Raw genomic sequence first — 15,816 nt, forward strand, 5'->3', positions numbered from 1 at the left:
CCAAGTGGGTGGCAGTAAACGCACCGAAACTCGGGTTTCGGAGCGTTAACTGCGACCCAGTTGGGCTGCTTAGTTGAGGCTGCGGGTTACTTGCCGAGGAATTTGTCGAAGCCCTTGGGCAGGTTGAGCTGGGACGGATCGAAGTCGCCTGACTGCTGGCCGAACGCCGCACCGGTGGGAAGGGCCTTCGCCGCACCTGCCCGGCGGGCTTCAGCTTCCCGGAGTTCCTGGGCTGCCTTGGCCGGGTTTCCGGAGCGCGCCTTCTTCTTCGGGGCGTTCTTGACAGCCTTCTTACCGCCGCCCGGGCCGCCCATTCCCGGCATACCGGGCATACCGGGCATGCCGCCCTGCGCCATCTTCTTCATCATCTTCTGTGCCTGAGCGAAGCGCTCCAGCAGGCCGTTGACCTCTGAGACATGCACACCCGAACCGCGGGCAATACGGGCGCGGCGGGAGCCGTTAATGATCTTCGGGGCGACGCGCTCGTGCGGCGTCATGGAGCGGACGATGGCCTCCACGCGGTCGATCTCGCGTTCGTCGAACTGCTCGAGCTGCTGGCGGATGTTCTGCGCACCAGGCATCATCATCAGCATCTTCTTCATGGAGCCCATGTTGCGGATCTGCTGCATCTGGGCCAGGAAGTCATCGAGGGTGAAGTCTTCCTGGTCGGCGAACTTCTTCGCCATCCGGGCGGCTTCGTCCTTGTCCCAGGACTTCTCGGCCTGCTCGATGAGCGTCAGGACATCGCCCATGTCCAGGATGCGTGAGGCCATCCGGTCCGGGTGGAAGAGCTCGAAGTCGTCCACCCCTTCGCCGGTGGACGCAAACATCACGGGCTTGCCGGTCACGGACGCAACGGAGAGCGCGGCACCGCCGCGGGCGTCGCCGTCGAGCTTTGACAGCACAACGCCCGTGAAGTTGACGCCTTCATCGAAGGCCATCGCCGTGTTGACCGCATCCTGGCCGATCATGGCGTCGATGACGAAGAGCACTTCGTTGGGGACAATCGCCTTGCGGATCTGGCGTGCCTGCTCCATCATCTCGGCGTCCACGCCGAGACGGCCGGCGGTGTCCACGATCACGACGTCGTGCAGCTTCTGGCGTGCTTCCTCAACACCAGCCCGGGCGACGGCGACAGGATCGCCAGCGGGATGCTCAAGTTCGGACGTGGCGCCTGGGTGCGGGGCGAAAACCGGCACCCCGGCGCGCTTGCCCACTACCTGGAGCTGGGTAACGGCATTGGGGCGCTGGAGGTCGCACGCTACAAGGATGGGGCTGTGGCCCTGGGACTTCAGCCACTTGGACAGCTTGCCAGCAAGGGTGGTCTTGCCGGCACCCTGGAGGCCGGCGAGCATGATGATGGTGGGCCCGTTCTTGGCCAGCCGGATGCGGCGGGTCTCGCCGCCGAGGATCTCAACGAGTTCCTCATTAACGATCTTGACGATCTGCTGGCTCGGGTTCAGTGCCCCGGAGACCTCGGCACCCAGGGCGCGTTCACGGACCCGGCCCGTGAATTCACGCACCACCGGAACGGCAACGTCGGCGTCCAGGAGGGCGCGGCGGATCTCGCGGACTGTGGCGTCGACATCGGCCTCAGTGAGGCGGCCCTTGCCACGGAGATTCTTGAAGGTTGCTGTCAACCGGTCAGAGAGTGAATTGAACACGCGCCGTGCACTTCTTTCAGTGGATGTACGGGACTCGACTATCTAGGGTACCAAGTCAGCCCGGCATGGTGGCATGCTGGCAAGGTGACGAGCCAAACAACTGTAAAAACCCTGCTCATCCTCGGCGCTTCAGGCGACCTGACCGGAAGGCTGCTCCTGCCCGGCCTCGCCCGATTGTTGGCGAGCGGCCGTGCAGGAGGCCTGAACCTGGTGGGGGCCGGCTCCGACCCCTGGACTCCGGAACAGTGGCGGGACCGCGTCCACAATGCCTTCGCGGAGGCAGCCGGGTCCGCGGACGCGGCCGGGCAGCGGGCCTTGGCGGCCATCGAGAAGGAAACCACCTACCACCAGGTGGACGTTACTGGGGAGGGTCCGCTGGCCTCCCTGGTGGCGGGCCTGGACGGTCCCGCCGCTGTTTACTTCGCCCTCCCGCCGCGGGTCAGCCAGCTTGCCTGCGAGGCACTGCGGCGCGGCGGGCGGCTGCCTGCCGGCACGCGGCTGGTCATGGAGAAACCCTTTGGATCGGGTGAGGCATCTGCCCGTTCCCTCAACGAGACCCTGGCGTCCCTGGTGCCTGAAGACCACATCCACCGGGTGGACCACTTCCTGGGCAAAGCCACGGTGCTCAACATCCTGGGCCTTCGGTTTGCCAACAACTTCCTGGAGCCGGTCTGGAACAGGGAGCATGTGGAGAAGGTGGAGATCATCTTCGACGAAGACCTGGCCCTTGAGGGACGCGCCCGTTACTACGACGGCGCTGGGGCCTTGAGGGATATGATCCAGAGCCATCTCCTGCAGATCATGGCGCTGATGGCCATTGAACCGCCGGCCAGCATCGGCGAGCGGGACCTGCGGGACGCCATCTCTACCGTGCTCCGAGCCAGCAGCATCAGCGCCCCCTATGCAAAATCCACCCGCCGGGCCAGGTACACGGCGGGCACGGTCTCAGGACGGAATATCCCCGATTACGCCGACGAGGAGGGTGTGGATGCGGCCAGGGGCACTGAGACCCTGGCCGAGGTCCAGGTGGAAATCAACAACTGGCGCTGGAAAGGCGTTCCCTTCATCCTGCGCTCCGGGAAGGCCCTGGGCGGGAAGCGCAAGGAAGCAGTAGTCACCTTCCGCCCAGTCCCCCACCTGCCGGCCGGGTTCACGGGCGTGGACTCGCCCAACCAGCTCCGGATCGGCTTCGGGCCGGACACGCTGCAGTTCGACGTCGATGTGAACGGCCCCGGCGACATTTTCAGCCTGGGCCGCACCACCCTCAATGCCGAGCTCAGCGGCTCCGATCTCCTTCCCTATGGCGAAGTGCTGGAGGGCGTACTGAATGGAGACCCGCTGCTGTCCGTCCGCGGTGACACCGCAGAGGACTGCTGGCGGATCGTGGAGCCCGTCCTGAAGGCCTGGTCCCGGGGCACGGTACCGCTGGAGGAGTACGACGCCGGGTCCGCGGGGCCGGCGGGATGGTCAAGCCCGGCAGAAGCGGACTGACACCACCAAAAAGCAGAGCGGGCAGGAAACCCTTCCAGGTTTCCTGCCCGCCCTGCTGTGGAGCTGTGTGGCGTTTAGTGTGCGGCGGCCTAGATTGCGGCGGTGCCGCGTTCTCCGGTGCGCACCCTGACTGCCTCGAAAACATCTACGGTCCAGACCTTGCCGTCGCCGGCGCGGCCGGTGTTGGAGCTGGCGATGATCACATCGAGGATGTCATCGGCCTGCTCGTCGGTGGCCAGCACTTCTACCCGGATCTTGGGCAGGAGGTCCACGTTGTATTCTGCCCCACGGTAGACCTCCGTGTAGCCGCGCTGCCTGCCGTAGCCGCTGGCCGCGCTGACCGTCAGTCCCTGGACGCCGTATGCTTCCAGGCCTTCCCGGATTGCTTCGAGCTTCTCCGGCCTGACGATTGCTGTAATCAGTTTCATGCCCCCACGCTTTCCTTGCCTGATGCCGGCTCCGTCTTCTTGGCGCCTGACTTTGCCTCAGATGGTGCAGCGTCATGTGCCTTGCCGGTGATCAGTTCATGCAGCGGTTGGAAGCTTCCGCCGTGGCCGCCAACACCAAACTCGTAGGCGGTCTCTGCGTGCAGGCTGAGGTCAACGCCAACCGCTTCCTGCTCCTGCGAAACGCGGAAGCCCATGGTCTTGTGGATGGCGAAGGCGATCAGGGCTGTCAGGATCGCGGAGTAGGCGATGGCGATGCCCGCTGCCGCAAGCTGGGCCCAGAGCTGGGTGAAGCCGCCGCCATAGAAGAGGCCGCCGCCGACGCCCTCTTCGGGCAGGGCGATGAAGCCAAGGGCTACGGTGCCGATGATGCCGGACACAAGGTGGACACCCACAACGTCCAGGGAGTCATCGAAGCCCCAGCGGAACTTGAGTCCGACTGCAAGGGCAGAGGCTGCACCGGCGATGAGGCCGAGGCCGAGGGCACCCAGGGGGCTGACGTTTGCGCAGGCGGGGGTGATGGCAACCAAACCAGCGACAACACCTGATGCTGCACCCAGGGATGTGGGGTGTCCGTCGCGGATTCGTTCTGTAATGAGCCAGCCGATCATGGCTGCGGCAGGTGCTGCGAGGGTGTTGACCCAGATCAGGCCGCCCTGCTCAGCGGTAGCGGCCAGGCCGCCGTTGAAGCCGAACCAGCCGAACCAGAGGATGGCCGCGCCGAGCATAACAAACGGGATGTTGTGGGGGCGGTGGTTCGGGTCCTTGCCGAAGCCCTTACGGTTGCCAATGATCAGGACGAGGATCAGCGCGGCCACACCGGCGTTGATGTGGACAACAGTGCCGCCGGCGAAGTCGATGGCCGGGCCAAGGGCCTGGCCGATGGCGCCTTCAGCACCGAAGAGGCCGCCGCCCCAGACCATGTAGGCCAGCGGGCAGTAGACCAGTGTTACCCACACCGGCACGAACACGGTCCAGGCGCCGAACTTGGCGCGGTCCGCAATGGCGCCGCTGATGAGGGCCACAGTGATGATGGCGAAGGTTGCGCCGTAGCCGACAAGGATGAGGCCTTCCGGCGACTCTGCCGTGTTGACGCCCTCAAGGCCGAAGCTGGCGAAGGGGTTCCCAACCATCTGCAGGAAGCCTTCACCGCCGGTCATGGAGTAACCCCAGAGCACCCAGACAACACTCACGATGCCGATGGAGATGAAGCTCATCATCATCATGTTCAGTGCCGCTTTGGCGCGCGTCATGCCGCCGTAGAAAAATGCCAGACCCGGTGTCATGAACAGCACGAGTGCCGCCGCCACCATGAGCCATACGTGACCTGCGGTAAGTTCCATGGTGCACGTCCTCCCTATGATCGATACTGCGGAATTCTCCGCCTGCCAACGCCGTTTGCGTTCTGTAAAGAGTTTGTCCGCGCCGTGTTTCGCGTGCGGAGGATTTAGATTGCTGGCTTGTTACAAGAACCTCTAGGAAGTAAATGGTGCATATCTGGCTTGTTACGGTTATGTTTCAGCGCTCCCCCGGCACCCATTGACCACGACTGCAAGGACACCTGCATCATGACTGCCACAGCCCGTGTGAGCGGCGCCACAGCGCGGATTTTCGCCATCCTGCGCCCGCAGCGGCCAAAGCTTCCGCGCGACATCAAGGTGATGCTGGTTGCAGCGTTCCTCATTGCCCTTGGATTCGGACTTGTTGCACCCGTGTTGCCGCAATTCGCCACAACCTTTGATGTGGGGGCCACCGCCGCGGCGGTCATCGTGAGTATCTTTGCCATGATGCGCCTGGTGTTCGCGCCGGCCGGCGGGGCCCTGATCGGCCGGGTGGGCGAACGGCCGGTCTACGTTGGCGGGCTGCTGATTGTGGCGGCTTCAACCGCGGCATGCGCCTTTGCCCAGGACTACTGGCAGCTGCTGGTCTTCCGTGGCCTCGGCGGCGTGGGCTCGGTGATGTTTACCGTGGCTTCCATGGCACTGGTGGTCCGGCTGGCCCCGGCGGAAAGCCGCGGCAGGGTGTCCGGGGCGTATGCCAGCGCCTTCCTGATCGGCAACGTGTGCGGTCCAATCGTTGGCGGAATGCTGGCAGGATTCGGCCTGCGCGTGCCCTTCCTGGCATATGCGGCGGCCCTGGTACTGGCGGCTGCCGTGGTCCAGACCCAGCTCAGCCACCGGCCTGCAGGTACCCGGGCTTCCGGGACAGGAGCCCCGGAGATGCGGTTCGGCGAGGCCCTGCGGGTGGGCGCCTACCGATCGTCGCTGGTCTCCAGCTTCGCCAACGGCTGGGCCACATTCGGGGTGCGGATGGCCACGGTTCCCCTGTTTGCCGTTGCGGCGCTGGGGTCGGGCCCGGAAGCCGCCGGCTTGGCGCTGGCCGTGTTCGCGGCAGGCAACGCGGTGGCCCTGGCGTTTTCCGGACGCCTGGCTGACAGCCTGGGCCGCCGCCCCATGATGGTCTCAGGGCTGCTGGTCACCGGAATCTCCACAGCGGCCATCGGCTTCACATCGGACCTGGCGTACTTCCTGGCGGCCTCGGCGGTGGCCGGAATTGGTGCCGGCATCCTGGGTCCGGCGCAGCAGGCTGCCGTGGCCGACATCATCGGCTCCGAACGTTCCGGCGGGCGGGTGCTTGCTGCCTACCAGATGACCTCCGATATCGGCGCTATTGCCGGGCCCGTCCTGGCCGGCCTTCTCGCGGACCGGCTGGGATACGGCTGGGCGTTCGGGGTGACCGGCGGCGTCCTGGTGCTGGCCGCTGCGGCGTGGACCGCCACGCCGGAGACCCTGAAGGCCAAGCGCTGAGCTAGTTCAGCAGCGCGTCCACAAAGCTTTCCGCCTCGAAGGGAGCGAGGTCATCGGCGCCCTCGCCCAGGCCAATCAGCTTCACCGGCACGCCCAGCGAGTTCTGGATGGCGACGACGATTCCGCCCTTGGCAGTGCCGTCCAGTTTGGTCAGCACAATGCCTGTGATGTTGACCACCTCGGAGAACACGCGCGCCTGGTTCAGTCCGTTCTGGCCGGTGGTGGCGTCCAGAACGAGCAGCACCTCGTCCACTTCGGCGAGCTTTTCGATGACCCGCTTGACCTTGCCAAGCTCGTCCATCAGGCCCACCTTGTTCTGCAGGCGCCCGGCGGTGTCGATCATCACCACGTCGACTTCCTGCTCGATGCCTGCCTTAACAGCCTCATAGGCGACCGAGGCTGGATCGGCGCCGTCGACGTCGGACTTCACCGTTGGAACCCCGACGCGCTGGCCCCACGTTGCCAGCTGTTCGGCGGCGGCGGCGCGGAACGTGTCCGCCGCGCCCAGGAGGACGTCCTTGTCCTCCGCCACCAGGACGCGCGCGAGCTTGCCTACTGTGGTGGTTTTGCCTACGCCGTTAACACCCACCACCATCATGACGGCGGGCGTCGTGGCGTGCCGGTCGATGTGCAGCCTGCGGTCCATGGTGGGGTCCACGAGCTTGATCAGCTCTTCCCGAAGCAGCGCCTTGACCTGCTCGGGGGTCCGGGTGCCCAGCACCTTCACGCGCTCCCGCAGGGCGTCCACCAGCTGCATGGTGGGTTCGGTTCCCAGATCCGCCAGCAGCAGCGTCTCCTCCACCTCGTCCCAGACGTCTTCATCAATTTTGTCGCTCGACAGCAGGGCCAGGAGGCCCTTGCCCAGGATGTTGTTGGAGCGGACCAGCCGCTCCCGCAGGCGGGTAAGCCGGCCGGCCACCGGAAGAGGGGTTTCAACCTGGATTGTTTCCAGGCCCGCTGCATCATCCGGTACGTCAGCTGTCTCCAGGTCCTCAATGTCGACGCCGGCAGGCGCCTTGCGCTCGGCAGTCGCCGGCGGCGCGTCCTCCAGCAGCGTTCCGCCACCCTGCTGGGCTGCGGGATCGTTGGCGTCGCGCGTGCCCGGGTACTGGGTGATGTTCTTCCGTGTCTTCATCAGGACAGGAATCAGCCCGCCAAGAACCGCCAGGGCAGCAACAATGGACAGAATAATAGGGAGGATGTCATTCACTCCCCTAGCTTCTCACAAAGGCAGCAGGCGTTTTCCGGCCCTCCATCGGAGCTGGCACGCCGGCAAGTACTGCTGCAAGCACCAGAGGCAGCTACACGTCCGCGCCCAAACGCTGGCTAATGACCGTGGAGACGCCGTCTCCGCGCATGGTGACGCCGTACAGCGCGTCAGCGACTTCCATGGTCCGCTTCTGGTGGGTGATGACAATCAGCTGGCTTGATTCCCTGAGTTCCTCGAAGATGGTGATCAGCCGGCCAAGGTTTGTGTCGTCCAAAGCGGCCTCTACCTCGTCCATGACGTAGAAAGGCGAAGGCCTCGCCTTGAAAATGGCCACCAGCAGGGCGACGGCTGTGAGGGAGCGTTCCCCGCCGGACAGCAGCGAAAGCCGCTTGATCTTCTTGCCGGCGGGCCGCGCCTCCACCTCGATGCCGGTGGTGAGCATATCCGACGGATCTGTCAGCACAAGGCGGCCCTCCCCGCCGGGGAAGAGCCTCGCGAAGACCCGGACGAACTGCGTCTGGGTATCCTCGAACGCCTCGGCGAACACGCGTTGGACGCGGTCATCAACTTCCCTGATGATGTCCAGCAGGTCCTTGCGGCTGGCCTTCAGGTCCTCCAGCTGGGTGCTAAGGAACTGGTGCCTCTCCTCAAGGGCGGCAAATTCTTCCAGTGCCAGGGGGTTCACCCGGCCAAGGCTGGCGAGGTCACGCTCGGCCTTCCGGAGCCGCTTCTCCTGCTCCTCGCGGACAAAGGGCTTGCCCTCGACCACGGGCGCGCCACGTTCGTCAACCGGCGCCCGGAGGGCCGCCCACTTGTCTGCGTTTTCTTCCGCCGGAACCGGCACCGGTACGTCCGGGCCGTAGTCGGCCACCAACATGTCAGGGGTGATGCCCAGTTCCTCGACGGCGCGGGTTTCCAGGGCTTCGATCCGGGCCCGCTGTTGGGCGCGGGCAAGTTCATCGCGATGGACGGAGTCGGTCAGCTCTGCGAGTTCGCGGGCGAGGGCATCATTCGCTGTCCGTATTTCCAGAAGCCCGCGGTCCCGCTCTTCCCGGTTCTCTTCCGCCAGGTCGCGTTCATGCCTGGCCAGCTCCAGGGACACGTCGATGAACCGGAGGCTTCGCCCGACAGCAGCTGACACAGCCGCTGCCTTCCGCGCCTGGACCTGGCGTCGGCGTGCCCGCTCTGCTGCCTCCTCGCGGGCGCGGCGTTCGGTGGCAGCCGCGCGTTCCAGTGAGGCGGCCCGGTTCCTGGTGGCTGTCAGCTGCTCCTCCGCGCTGCGCAGCGCCAGCCTTTCCTCCATCTCGGCCGAGCGGGCCAGGGCCGCAGCTGCAGCCAGGGCATCCCGCTGCCCGGTGGAGGGTTCTTCCTCGAGGGGAGCCTCCTGCGCGGCGGCGAGCCGCGCTGCGATGGCCGCGAGCGCCTCTTCCTCGGTGCCCACGTTGGCCTCCGCCTTGGCCAGGGACGCGGCCAGCCTGTCACTTTCGCCCACGGCACTGCGCAGGACCGAATTCAGGTGACCCAGCCGTTCCGCGACCGCCGCGAGCCTGGCGTCTGATTCGTGCAGCCTGTCCAGCGCGGCATCCGTCCGCTCCTGCGCTGCGGCCTTCCTTGCCTCGGCACCGGCCAGGGCGAACCTGTTCCGTTCAATGCGGGCGGTCACGTCAGCCAGCCGGGTTTCGGCATCATCGACGGCGGCCTGCACCTCAAGCAGTGAGGGCGCCTTCGCGGAACCGCCAGTGACGTTCAGGGCAGTGAAAATATCACCGGCCATGGTGACTGCCGTCAGTGCCGGTCTGCCTGCAATCAGCGCTGCGGCCGCCTGCAGGTCCTCGACGACGGCAACGCCGGCAAGCAGGGAGGCAATGGCGCTGATGCCCTCCCCGGATGCTGTGACGAGGTCAAGGGCCCACTGGGCTCCAGGGGGCAATGGTCCGTTCTCCGCGCCGTTCTTCTGCCCACCACGGCGTCCTGCTGCATCCTGCCCTCCGGCATGCTGTCCTGCTGCATCCTGTCCTGGGGACGTCAGCGCCGATTCCAGCAGCAGCGAGGCGCGTCCGGCGTCGTCGTCTTTCAGGAGCTGAACGACGGCGACGGCGGCCGCCGCGTCCCTCACCACTATGGACTCGGAGGCCTCGCCAAGTGCGGCAGCAATGGCAGTTTCGAATCCCGGCTCAACGCTGAGCCGTGAGGCAAGGGTTCCGGCGACACCGGACAGCCCGGAATTCAACGCATGCTCCGCACCATCCTTCCGGCTCAGCCCAAGCTGCAGGGCGTCCCTGCGTGCCACCAAAGCATCACGTTCGCGGACGTCCTCAGCCATGGCGGAGGCGGCGTCCTTAATCTCCTGGAGGACAGATTCCAGTTCGGTAGTGGCGTCCTCGTAGTCGGCGTCGAGGGTTTCCTCGCCTTCCTCGACCCCTGCCACTTGGCTCTCCAGGGCTGTGAACTCCTCCTGTGCCCGGCGGCGGCGCTCGGTTCCGGCGGCAAGGGACTCCCTCAACCTGCCAAGCTCCGCCTGCGCCGATTCCACCCGTGACCTTGCCGCACCGACCTGCCCTGCGAGCCGGGCGAGCCCTTCCCTGCGGTCGGCAGCTGCCCGCAGGACCGCGGTGAGGCGCTTGTCCTCGGCGAGGGCGGCCTGCTCCGCCTCCACTTTTGCTGCCGTCGCCGTGTCAAGGGCGCTGCGTTTGTCCAGGATGTGCCGTTCGAGTTCCGCCAATTCCGCGCGCACCTGGGCAGCCTGCCGTTCCAGCTGCTCTGGGTCCCGCCCCGAGTAGGGTTCGGAGTTGACGGAACCGAGCAATCTGCTCCGCTCCTGTGCCAGGGAACCCAAGGATCGGAGCCGTTCACGGCCTGCAGACAACCGGTACCAGGTGTCCTGCGCAGCGTTGAGTCTCGGCGTCGCCTCAGCCGCCAGCTGCTCCAGGACGGCCTGCCGCCTGCGCCCTGAGTCAAGTTCCTGCTCCACCACGCCCCGCCGCGCCTTCAGCGCAGCCTCATCCGCCACGTCCTGGTCAAGGGCACCCTGCAGCTGGACAAGGTCATCAGCCAAGAGCCGGGCCCGGGCGTCCCGCACGTCAAACTGCACCCGTTGGGCGCGCCGGGCCACCTCTGCCTGCTTTCCCAGCGGAGTGAGCTGGCGCCGAATTTCTCCGGTGAGATCGCTGAGCCGCTGCAGGTTGGCCTGCATCGCCTCCAGTTTCCGGACCGTCTTTTCCTTGCGCCGCCGGTGCTTGAGGATGCCGGCGGCTTCCTCGATGAATCCGCGGCGGTCCTCCGGAGTGGCATGCAGCACCTTGTCCAGCTGGCCCTGTCCAACGATGACGTGCATCTCCCGGCCCAGCCCCGAATCGGACAACAGTTCCTGGATGTCCAGCAACCGGCAGCCGGCCCCGTTGATGGCGTACTCAGAGCCGCCGGTCCGGAAGAGCGTGCGCGAGATGGTGACCTCGCTGTATTCGATGGGGAGCGCGCCGTCGGTGTTGTCGATGGTCAGCGAGACGTGGGCCCGTCCGAGTGGCGGGCGTCCGGACGTCCCGGCGAAAATGACGTCCTCCATCTTGCCGCCGCGGAGAGTCTTTGCCCCCTGCTCCCCCATCACCCAGGACAGGGCGTCCACTACATTGGACTTCCCTGAGCCGTTGGGTCCCACCACAGCGGTGACGCCGGGTTCAAAGTCGAAGGTCGTGGCGGACGCAAACGACTTGAACCCCCGGACAGTCAGGCTTTTGAGGTGCAAGGTGTTTCGGATCTCCTGAATGGCTGAAGAGGCTGCTCTGCTGCCCCAAATCTACTGTGTTGCAGCCCATTTGCAGCGCAACTGGTGCGTATTTCCGCCGTACCAGCGTACCCGTCCTGCACATGCACCCGAACAGGTCTACTGCCGGACTACGGCCGGCGACCATGCGTGTTCGATGAACACTGCTGGCTGCCCTCCAGGTTCGATGGCCAGGGACCAGATGTCGCTGTCCTGGCCTGTGCCATCACGCGGGACCCCGTAGACCACCGTATTTTCGTCCAGCCATTCCACCTGGTCGTCGATGTCGCGCTGTTCGGCCAGGACCGTTTCCGCGCCCGTGGCAATGTCCAGAATGGCTATGTTGCGGTGGCCCAAGAGGGTTCCGGTCTCGCTTTTTTTGTAAGCGATCCGCGCACCGTCGGGCGAGACAGAGGGACATTCAATGCCTTCGCCGGTTACTGTCAGTGTCCTGTCCTTCAGGCTTCCCCGCACCAGCCAGATCCTGCCCTGTGACGAAGCTGTGGCATAGAAGGCGTCCGGCTGCCCGGGGACAAAAGTGACGCCCCAGATGTTGCGGTCCGACGCCTTAATCTGTGTACCCCCGGAAAGAAGCGCAAAATCTTCAAGGTTTCCGTGGAGAATGCCGCCATCCATCCCGCGGATCACGGTCTCGGTTGAAAAACCTGCCGAAGCATAGGAATGCCCGGTGACGAAAACAGTGGAAGCGAGCAGGGAGCCATCGGAGCTGATCCGTGTCCTGCTGGGGATACCGGGCAGTGCCCAGGATTCCATGGGTTCCAACGCGGCGTCGTACGTGGCGGCCTCAAAGTTTGTGGGCACTTCGTTCTTGATGCGCAAGCAGCTCACCAGCTCCCGGGCGGCGTACACCCTGTCGCAGCTGTGTCCACTTAGGGCCCGGCGGCCGGACGGGTCTGTCAGCAGGACAGTTGCGGCCTGGCCGTAGCCCTGGCCCGCAGCGGTGTTGCGGAACATCACAAACGGCTCGGCCGGGAGACCGTCGGCGGCTGCCACTTCCACCGCCGGCGCCGCTTCCTGGCTGGTCCTGGCTTCCTGGATTGCCGATATGGCGTAGACACCGGCACCGCCAACTGTCAGCAGCACCACGGCCAGCAGAACCAGCCATTGCCGCCGCCTGCTCCGCCCCATACCTGCAGGGGCCAGTGCGGGCTCAGCCGGTATGGCCACTTTTGCCTGGGGCGGCGCTGCGCTGCGGCTCATGATGCCGCTGCGCTCGTGGTTATCCCGCGCATCAGCACCGTAGCCGCGCCCAAGGCCGCCACCAGCAGGACAGCCACGCACACCACGGCGGTCACAGGTCCGATGGCGAACCACAGCACACCGAATCCTGCTGCTGCTGCCATTCGGCTCAGCGCCACCACTGTTTGTGCCGCCCCCAGGGCTGTGCCTACCTTCTCGGGCGGAGAGAGCTGGCTGACAAGTGCGGCCAGGACACCGTCCGTCGCAGCATAAAAGACACCGAGCAGAATGAGGCAGCCCACGGTGGCGCCCAGGCCGCCGAAAGGCACCGCCGCCAGCAGGTAGCATGCCAGAAGGGCCAGATGGCCGGCCAGGAACACAGGTACGCGTCCCCAGCGGTCAGCCAGCCTTCCCAGCGGCACGGCAAACAGCAGGAAGGCTGCGTTGGTTCCCACATAGAGGAGTGGAAACCACTGCACCGCGAAAGACTCCCTGTCCTGCAGGATCAGGTAAATGAAGCCGTCCCCGATTGTCAGGATGCCCAGCAGTCCAGCAGTGACCAGGAGCCGGGCCAGCCCCTGCTCCCTCAGGCGTGACCACCGGAGCGCTGACCAATGGAGTCCTGGCCAGTGGAGTCCTGACCCATGGAAAGACTGTGGCAGGCGGCCGGCGCTGGCTTGGGCGCGTCGTTCCCGCCGCTCCCGGCCGGGAACCATCAGCACCAGAACGGCGACGCCGATCACTGAAAAGGCCAGGGAGACGACAAAAACGGTGCTGAAGCCGTTGGGAATGGCCAGAAGCACCAGGAAAGCTATCAGGGGCCCCGCGGCGGCACCGATGTTATCCAGCATTCGATGGACGCCGAATGACCGTGCCAAGTAGTCCGGTTGTGCCGCTTCGGAGATCATGGCGTCACGTGGTGCCGTCCTGATGCCCTTGCCGATCCTGTCGCCCGTGACAACCCCGGCGATCGCCCAGAACCCGCCCGCGAAGAGGAACCCGATCCGGGCAACCATTGACAGTCCATAGCCAGCGACGGCAACACGTTTGGGATGCCCTGTCCGGTCCGATACCCACCCAGCCCCGATCCGGACAATGGCGCTGGCACCTTGGTTGATGCCATCGATAATGCCAAAGGCGATGGTGGACAACCCCAGGAAACCGGTGATGTAGAGGGGCAGGATGGCTGAAACAGACTCGGAGGAAATGTCGGTCATCATGCTGACGATGCCCAGCCAGATGATCACCGGGGACAGCCGGAACATGGCGTTCGGTCCGGCGGGCGGCGCGCCGTCCTGCCGGTTCTTCTGGCCGCCGGTGCGGTCCGACATCGAAATGTACAAGGGCTGCCTGGTTCCTGCTGATGGACTGGACGTACTAACGGCTGCACCGACTGCCATCCGGCAGGGCGCTGCGTTATGGCCCCAGTCTGTCAGCGGATTCCACATTGGGAAACCGCAGAATCCGCACACTTGCCCCCGTTCGGCGGGCAGGACCTACCAGCGGCCGTTCCGTGGGCGAGGCTGGCACACGGGACACGTATAGGAGGAGCGGTTCATGAACTGTTCGCGGCGGATGGCCGACGTGATTCCTCTGGCGGCACAGCGGGAACATGGCTGCCCTTCCCTGCCGTAGGCATTCAGCGAACGTTCGAAGTATCCCGACGCGCCGTTGACGTTGACGTACAGGGAATCGAAGCTCGTCCCGCCCGCGGCCAGGGCGTCCAGCATGACCTCCCTGGCGGCAGCGAGAACTCGTTCCACCTCGGCCCGCCGCAGGGTGTCAGTGGGCCGGGCATAGTGGAGTTTTGCCCGCCACAGCGCTTCATCGGCGTAGATGTTCCCAATTCCTGACACCAGCCCCTGATCCAGCAGGGCACGTTTGAGGCCGGTCTTCCGCTTCCTGAGCCTGCGGTAGAACAGGTCGAAGGAGAACGCCGGATCCAGCGGGTCCCGGGCAATGTGGGCGGCTTCCTCCGCAATCAGCGGAAGGGGGGATTCGGCGAGGCCTCCGGGGCCGCCGTCGTCCGTGGGAATCATGGACGTGACGAACAGGCCGCCAAAAATGCGCTGGTCCACGAACCGGAGCTGGTTGGGCATGCCATCCCGCGGGCTGAGATGCAGCCTGACCTTGAGGTGCTTCTCGTCAGGCACCGTGCTGTCCTGCATCAGCAGCTGGCCGCTCATGCCAAGGTGTGCCATCAGGGCGACGGCGGGAGGCTGGCCGGAGGATGCGGTATCCGCATGCGGGGACGCCGCAGCGGCGGGAACCGATTCGGCGTCGAGCAGAGGCATCCACAGGAATTTCCCACGCCGCACCACGTCCAGGACAGTGGCCCCCGCCAGGTTGCCGGCAAAGTCTTCCGGGCCGAGGGCGTGCCGCCGGATTGACCGCTGGTCCACAACGTCCACTGCGGTGATGGTCCGGCCGCTGACCCAGTTGACCAGTCCGCGGCGGACAACTTCCACCTCCGGCAGTTCGGGCACTGCGGCGCCTAGACGCTGGCGGCGGAGTCGGCGGAATCGCCTGAAACCACGGCACCGGGAGCCCCGGTGAGGACCTGCCATGCGTCGGCGGCGGCCACCTGTTCGGCTTCCTTCTTGGAATGGCCGGATCCCCGGCCGTACGCCGTGCCGCCGATGGACAGCACAGCGGTGAAGGTGCGGGCGTGGTCCGGCCCGGATCCCTCCACTCCATAGTGGATGCTGCCAAGCTGCCGGCTGGCTGCCAGCTCCTGGATGCTGGTCTTCCAGTCCGTCCCGGCGCCAAGGGCGCCGGCATCCTTCAGGAGCGGGCCGATCAGGCGCATCACCAGCTGGCGGGCGGTTTCGATGTCATTGGACACATAGGTGGCGCCGATGAGCGCCTCCATGGTGTCCGCCAGGATCGAGGCCTTGTTCTTGCCTTCAGTGAGCTTTTCGCCCTGTCCGAGGTAGATGTAGTCGCCGATGCCAAGGCTGCGGCCGATGCCGGCCAGGGCTCGGGTGCTGACCACAGCGGACCGGCGCTTGGCCAAGTCACCTTCGGGCAGCGTTGGATTATCCCGGTACAGGGCATCCGTGACCGAGAACCCCAGGATGGAGTCGCCCAGGAATTCGAGCCGCTCGTTGGTGGGGATGCCGCCGTTTTCGTAGGCGTAGGAACGGTGTGTGAGCGCAAGACGAAGCGTCCCGGCGTCAATGGAGACACCGAGACGCTTCAGAAGCTCTTCAGTTGAAGACATCATGTCAGCCTGAAT

At 65.5% G+C, this 15,816-nt stretch carries 11 protein-coding genes; 2 read left to right on the forward strand and 9 right to left on the reverse strand.

Going from position 1 to position 15,816, the window contains the following annotated elements:
- Positions 1-86: 86 nt before the first annotated feature.
- On the reverse strand, positions 87-1,664 hold the full coding sequence (gene ffh, locus F8G81_RS14730; protein ID WP_267275447.1) for a signal recognition particle protein: 1,578 nt from the start codon (positions 1,662-1,664) through the stop codon (positions 87-89).
- An 84-nt stretch (positions 1,665-1,748) separates the two neighbouring features.
- Between ffh and F8G81_RS14735 the strand changes: the two genes are divergently transcribed.
- Positions 1,749-3,155 carry a glucose-6-phosphate dehydrogenase gene (locus tag F8G81_RS14735; protein ID WP_267275448.1) on the forward strand — a complete coding sequence of 469 codons (1,407 nt, stop codon included), beginning with the start codon at positions 1,749-1,751 and terminating at the stop codon, positions 3,153-3,155.
- 89 nt (positions 3,156-3,244) lie between these two features.
- On the opposite strand, the gene F8G81_RS14740 is transcribed toward F8G81_RS14735, so the two are convergent.
- Both F8G81_RS14740 and F8G81_RS14745 read right to left on the reverse strand, forming a co-directional pair.
- A complete protein-coding gene (locus tag F8G81_RS14740) occupies positions 3,245-3,583 on the reverse strand; it encodes a P-II family nitrogen regulator (protein ID WP_267275449.1) in 339 nt (112 codons plus the stop codon).
- Positions 3,580-4,944 (reverse strand): ammonium transporter, encoded by a 1,365-nt coding sequence (locus F8G81_RS14745; protein WP_267275450.1) that lies wholly within the window; start codon positions 4,942-4,944, stop codon positions 3,580-3,582. Before F8G81_RS14745 ends, F8G81_RS14740 begins: the two co-directional genes overlap by 4 nt.
- Before the next feature lie 225 nt (positions 4,945-5,169).
- Here F8G81_RS14745 and F8G81_RS14750 point away from each other — a divergent pair, with 225 nt between their 5' ends.
- Entirely contained in the window at positions 5,170-6,408 is a 1,239-nt protein-coding gene (locus tag F8G81_RS14750) for an MFS transporter (RefSeq protein ID WP_267275451.1), read from the forward strand.
- Between the two features lies 1 nt (position 6,409).
- On the opposite strand, the gene ftsY is transcribed toward F8G81_RS14750, so the two are convergent.
- The 6 genes from ftsY to rnc form a co-directional block, all read right to left on the reverse strand.
- Positions 6,410-7,618, reverse strand: a complete 1,209-nt coding sequence (gene ftsY / locus F8G81_RS14755; RefSeq protein WP_267275452.1) for a signal recognition particle-docking protein FtsY — start codon at positions 7,616-7,618, stop codon at positions 6,410-6,412.
- 91 nt (positions 7,619-7,709) lie between these two features.
- Positions 7,710-11,360, reverse strand: a complete 3,651-nt coding sequence (smc, locus tag F8G81_RS14760) for a chromosome segregation protein SMC (RefSeq protein ID WP_267275453.1) — start codon at positions 11,358-11,360, stop codon at positions 7,710-7,712.
- A 138-nt stretch (positions 11,361-11,498) separates the two neighbouring features.
- The gene (locus F8G81_RS14765) at positions 11,499-12,599 is read right to left on the reverse strand and encodes a hypothetical protein (protein WP_323809193.1); all 1,101 of its coding nucleotides are present in this window, start codon (positions 12,597-12,599) and stop codon (positions 11,499-11,501) included.
- Positions 12,596-13,921 carry an MFS transporter gene (locus F8G81_RS14770; protein WP_267275454.1) on the reverse strand — a complete coding sequence of 442 codons (1,326 nt, stop codon included), beginning with the start codon at positions 13,919-13,921 and terminating at the stop codon, positions 12,596-12,598. Before F8G81_RS14770 ends, F8G81_RS14765 begins: the two co-directional genes overlap by 4 nt.
- A 153-nt stretch (positions 13,922-14,074) precedes the next feature.
- Positions 14,075-15,064, reverse strand: a complete 990-nt coding sequence (mutM, locus tag F8G81_RS14775; RefSeq protein ID WP_267275455.1) for a bifunctional DNA-formamidopyrimidine glycosylase/DNA-(apurinic or apyrimidinic site) lyase — start codon at positions 15,062-15,064, stop codon at positions 14,075-14,077.
- Positions 15,065-15,072: 8 nt separating this feature from the next.
- Positions 15,073-15,801: a ribonuclease III gene (gene rnc, locus F8G81_RS14780; protein ID WP_267275456.1), complete on the reverse strand. Its 729-nt coding sequence runs from the start codon at positions 15,799-15,801 to the stop codon at positions 15,073-15,075.
- Between the last annotated feature and the right edge of the window lie 15 nt (positions 15,802-15,816).

It is taken from the genome of Arthrobacter sp. CDRTa11, from assembly GCF_026427775.1.
GTDB lineage: Bacteria > Actinomycetota > Actinomycetes > Actinomycetales > Micrococcaceae > Arthrobacter.

Coding starts and splice junctions, on each gene's coding strand:
- rnc (WP_267275456.1), bottom strand. CDS start 15,801: ATGTCTTCAACTGAAGAGCTTCTGAAGCGTCTCGGTGTCTCCATTGAC.
- F8G81_RS14765 (WP_323809193.1), bottom strand. CDS start 12,599: ATGAGCCGCAGCGCAGCGCCGCCCCAGGCAAAAGTGGCCATACCGGCT.
- F8G81_RS14740 (WP_267275449.1), bottom strand. CDS start 3,583: ATGAAACTGATTACAGCAATCGTCAGGCCGGAGAAGCTCGAAGCAATC.
- F8G81_RS14745 (WP_267275450.1), bottom strand. CDS start 4,944: ATGGAACTTACCGCAGGTCACGTATGGCTCATGGTGGCGGCGGCACTC.
- F8G81_RS14750 (WP_267275451.1), top strand. CDS start 5,170: ATGACTGCCACAGCCCGTGTGAGCGGCGCCACAGCGCGGATTTTCGCC.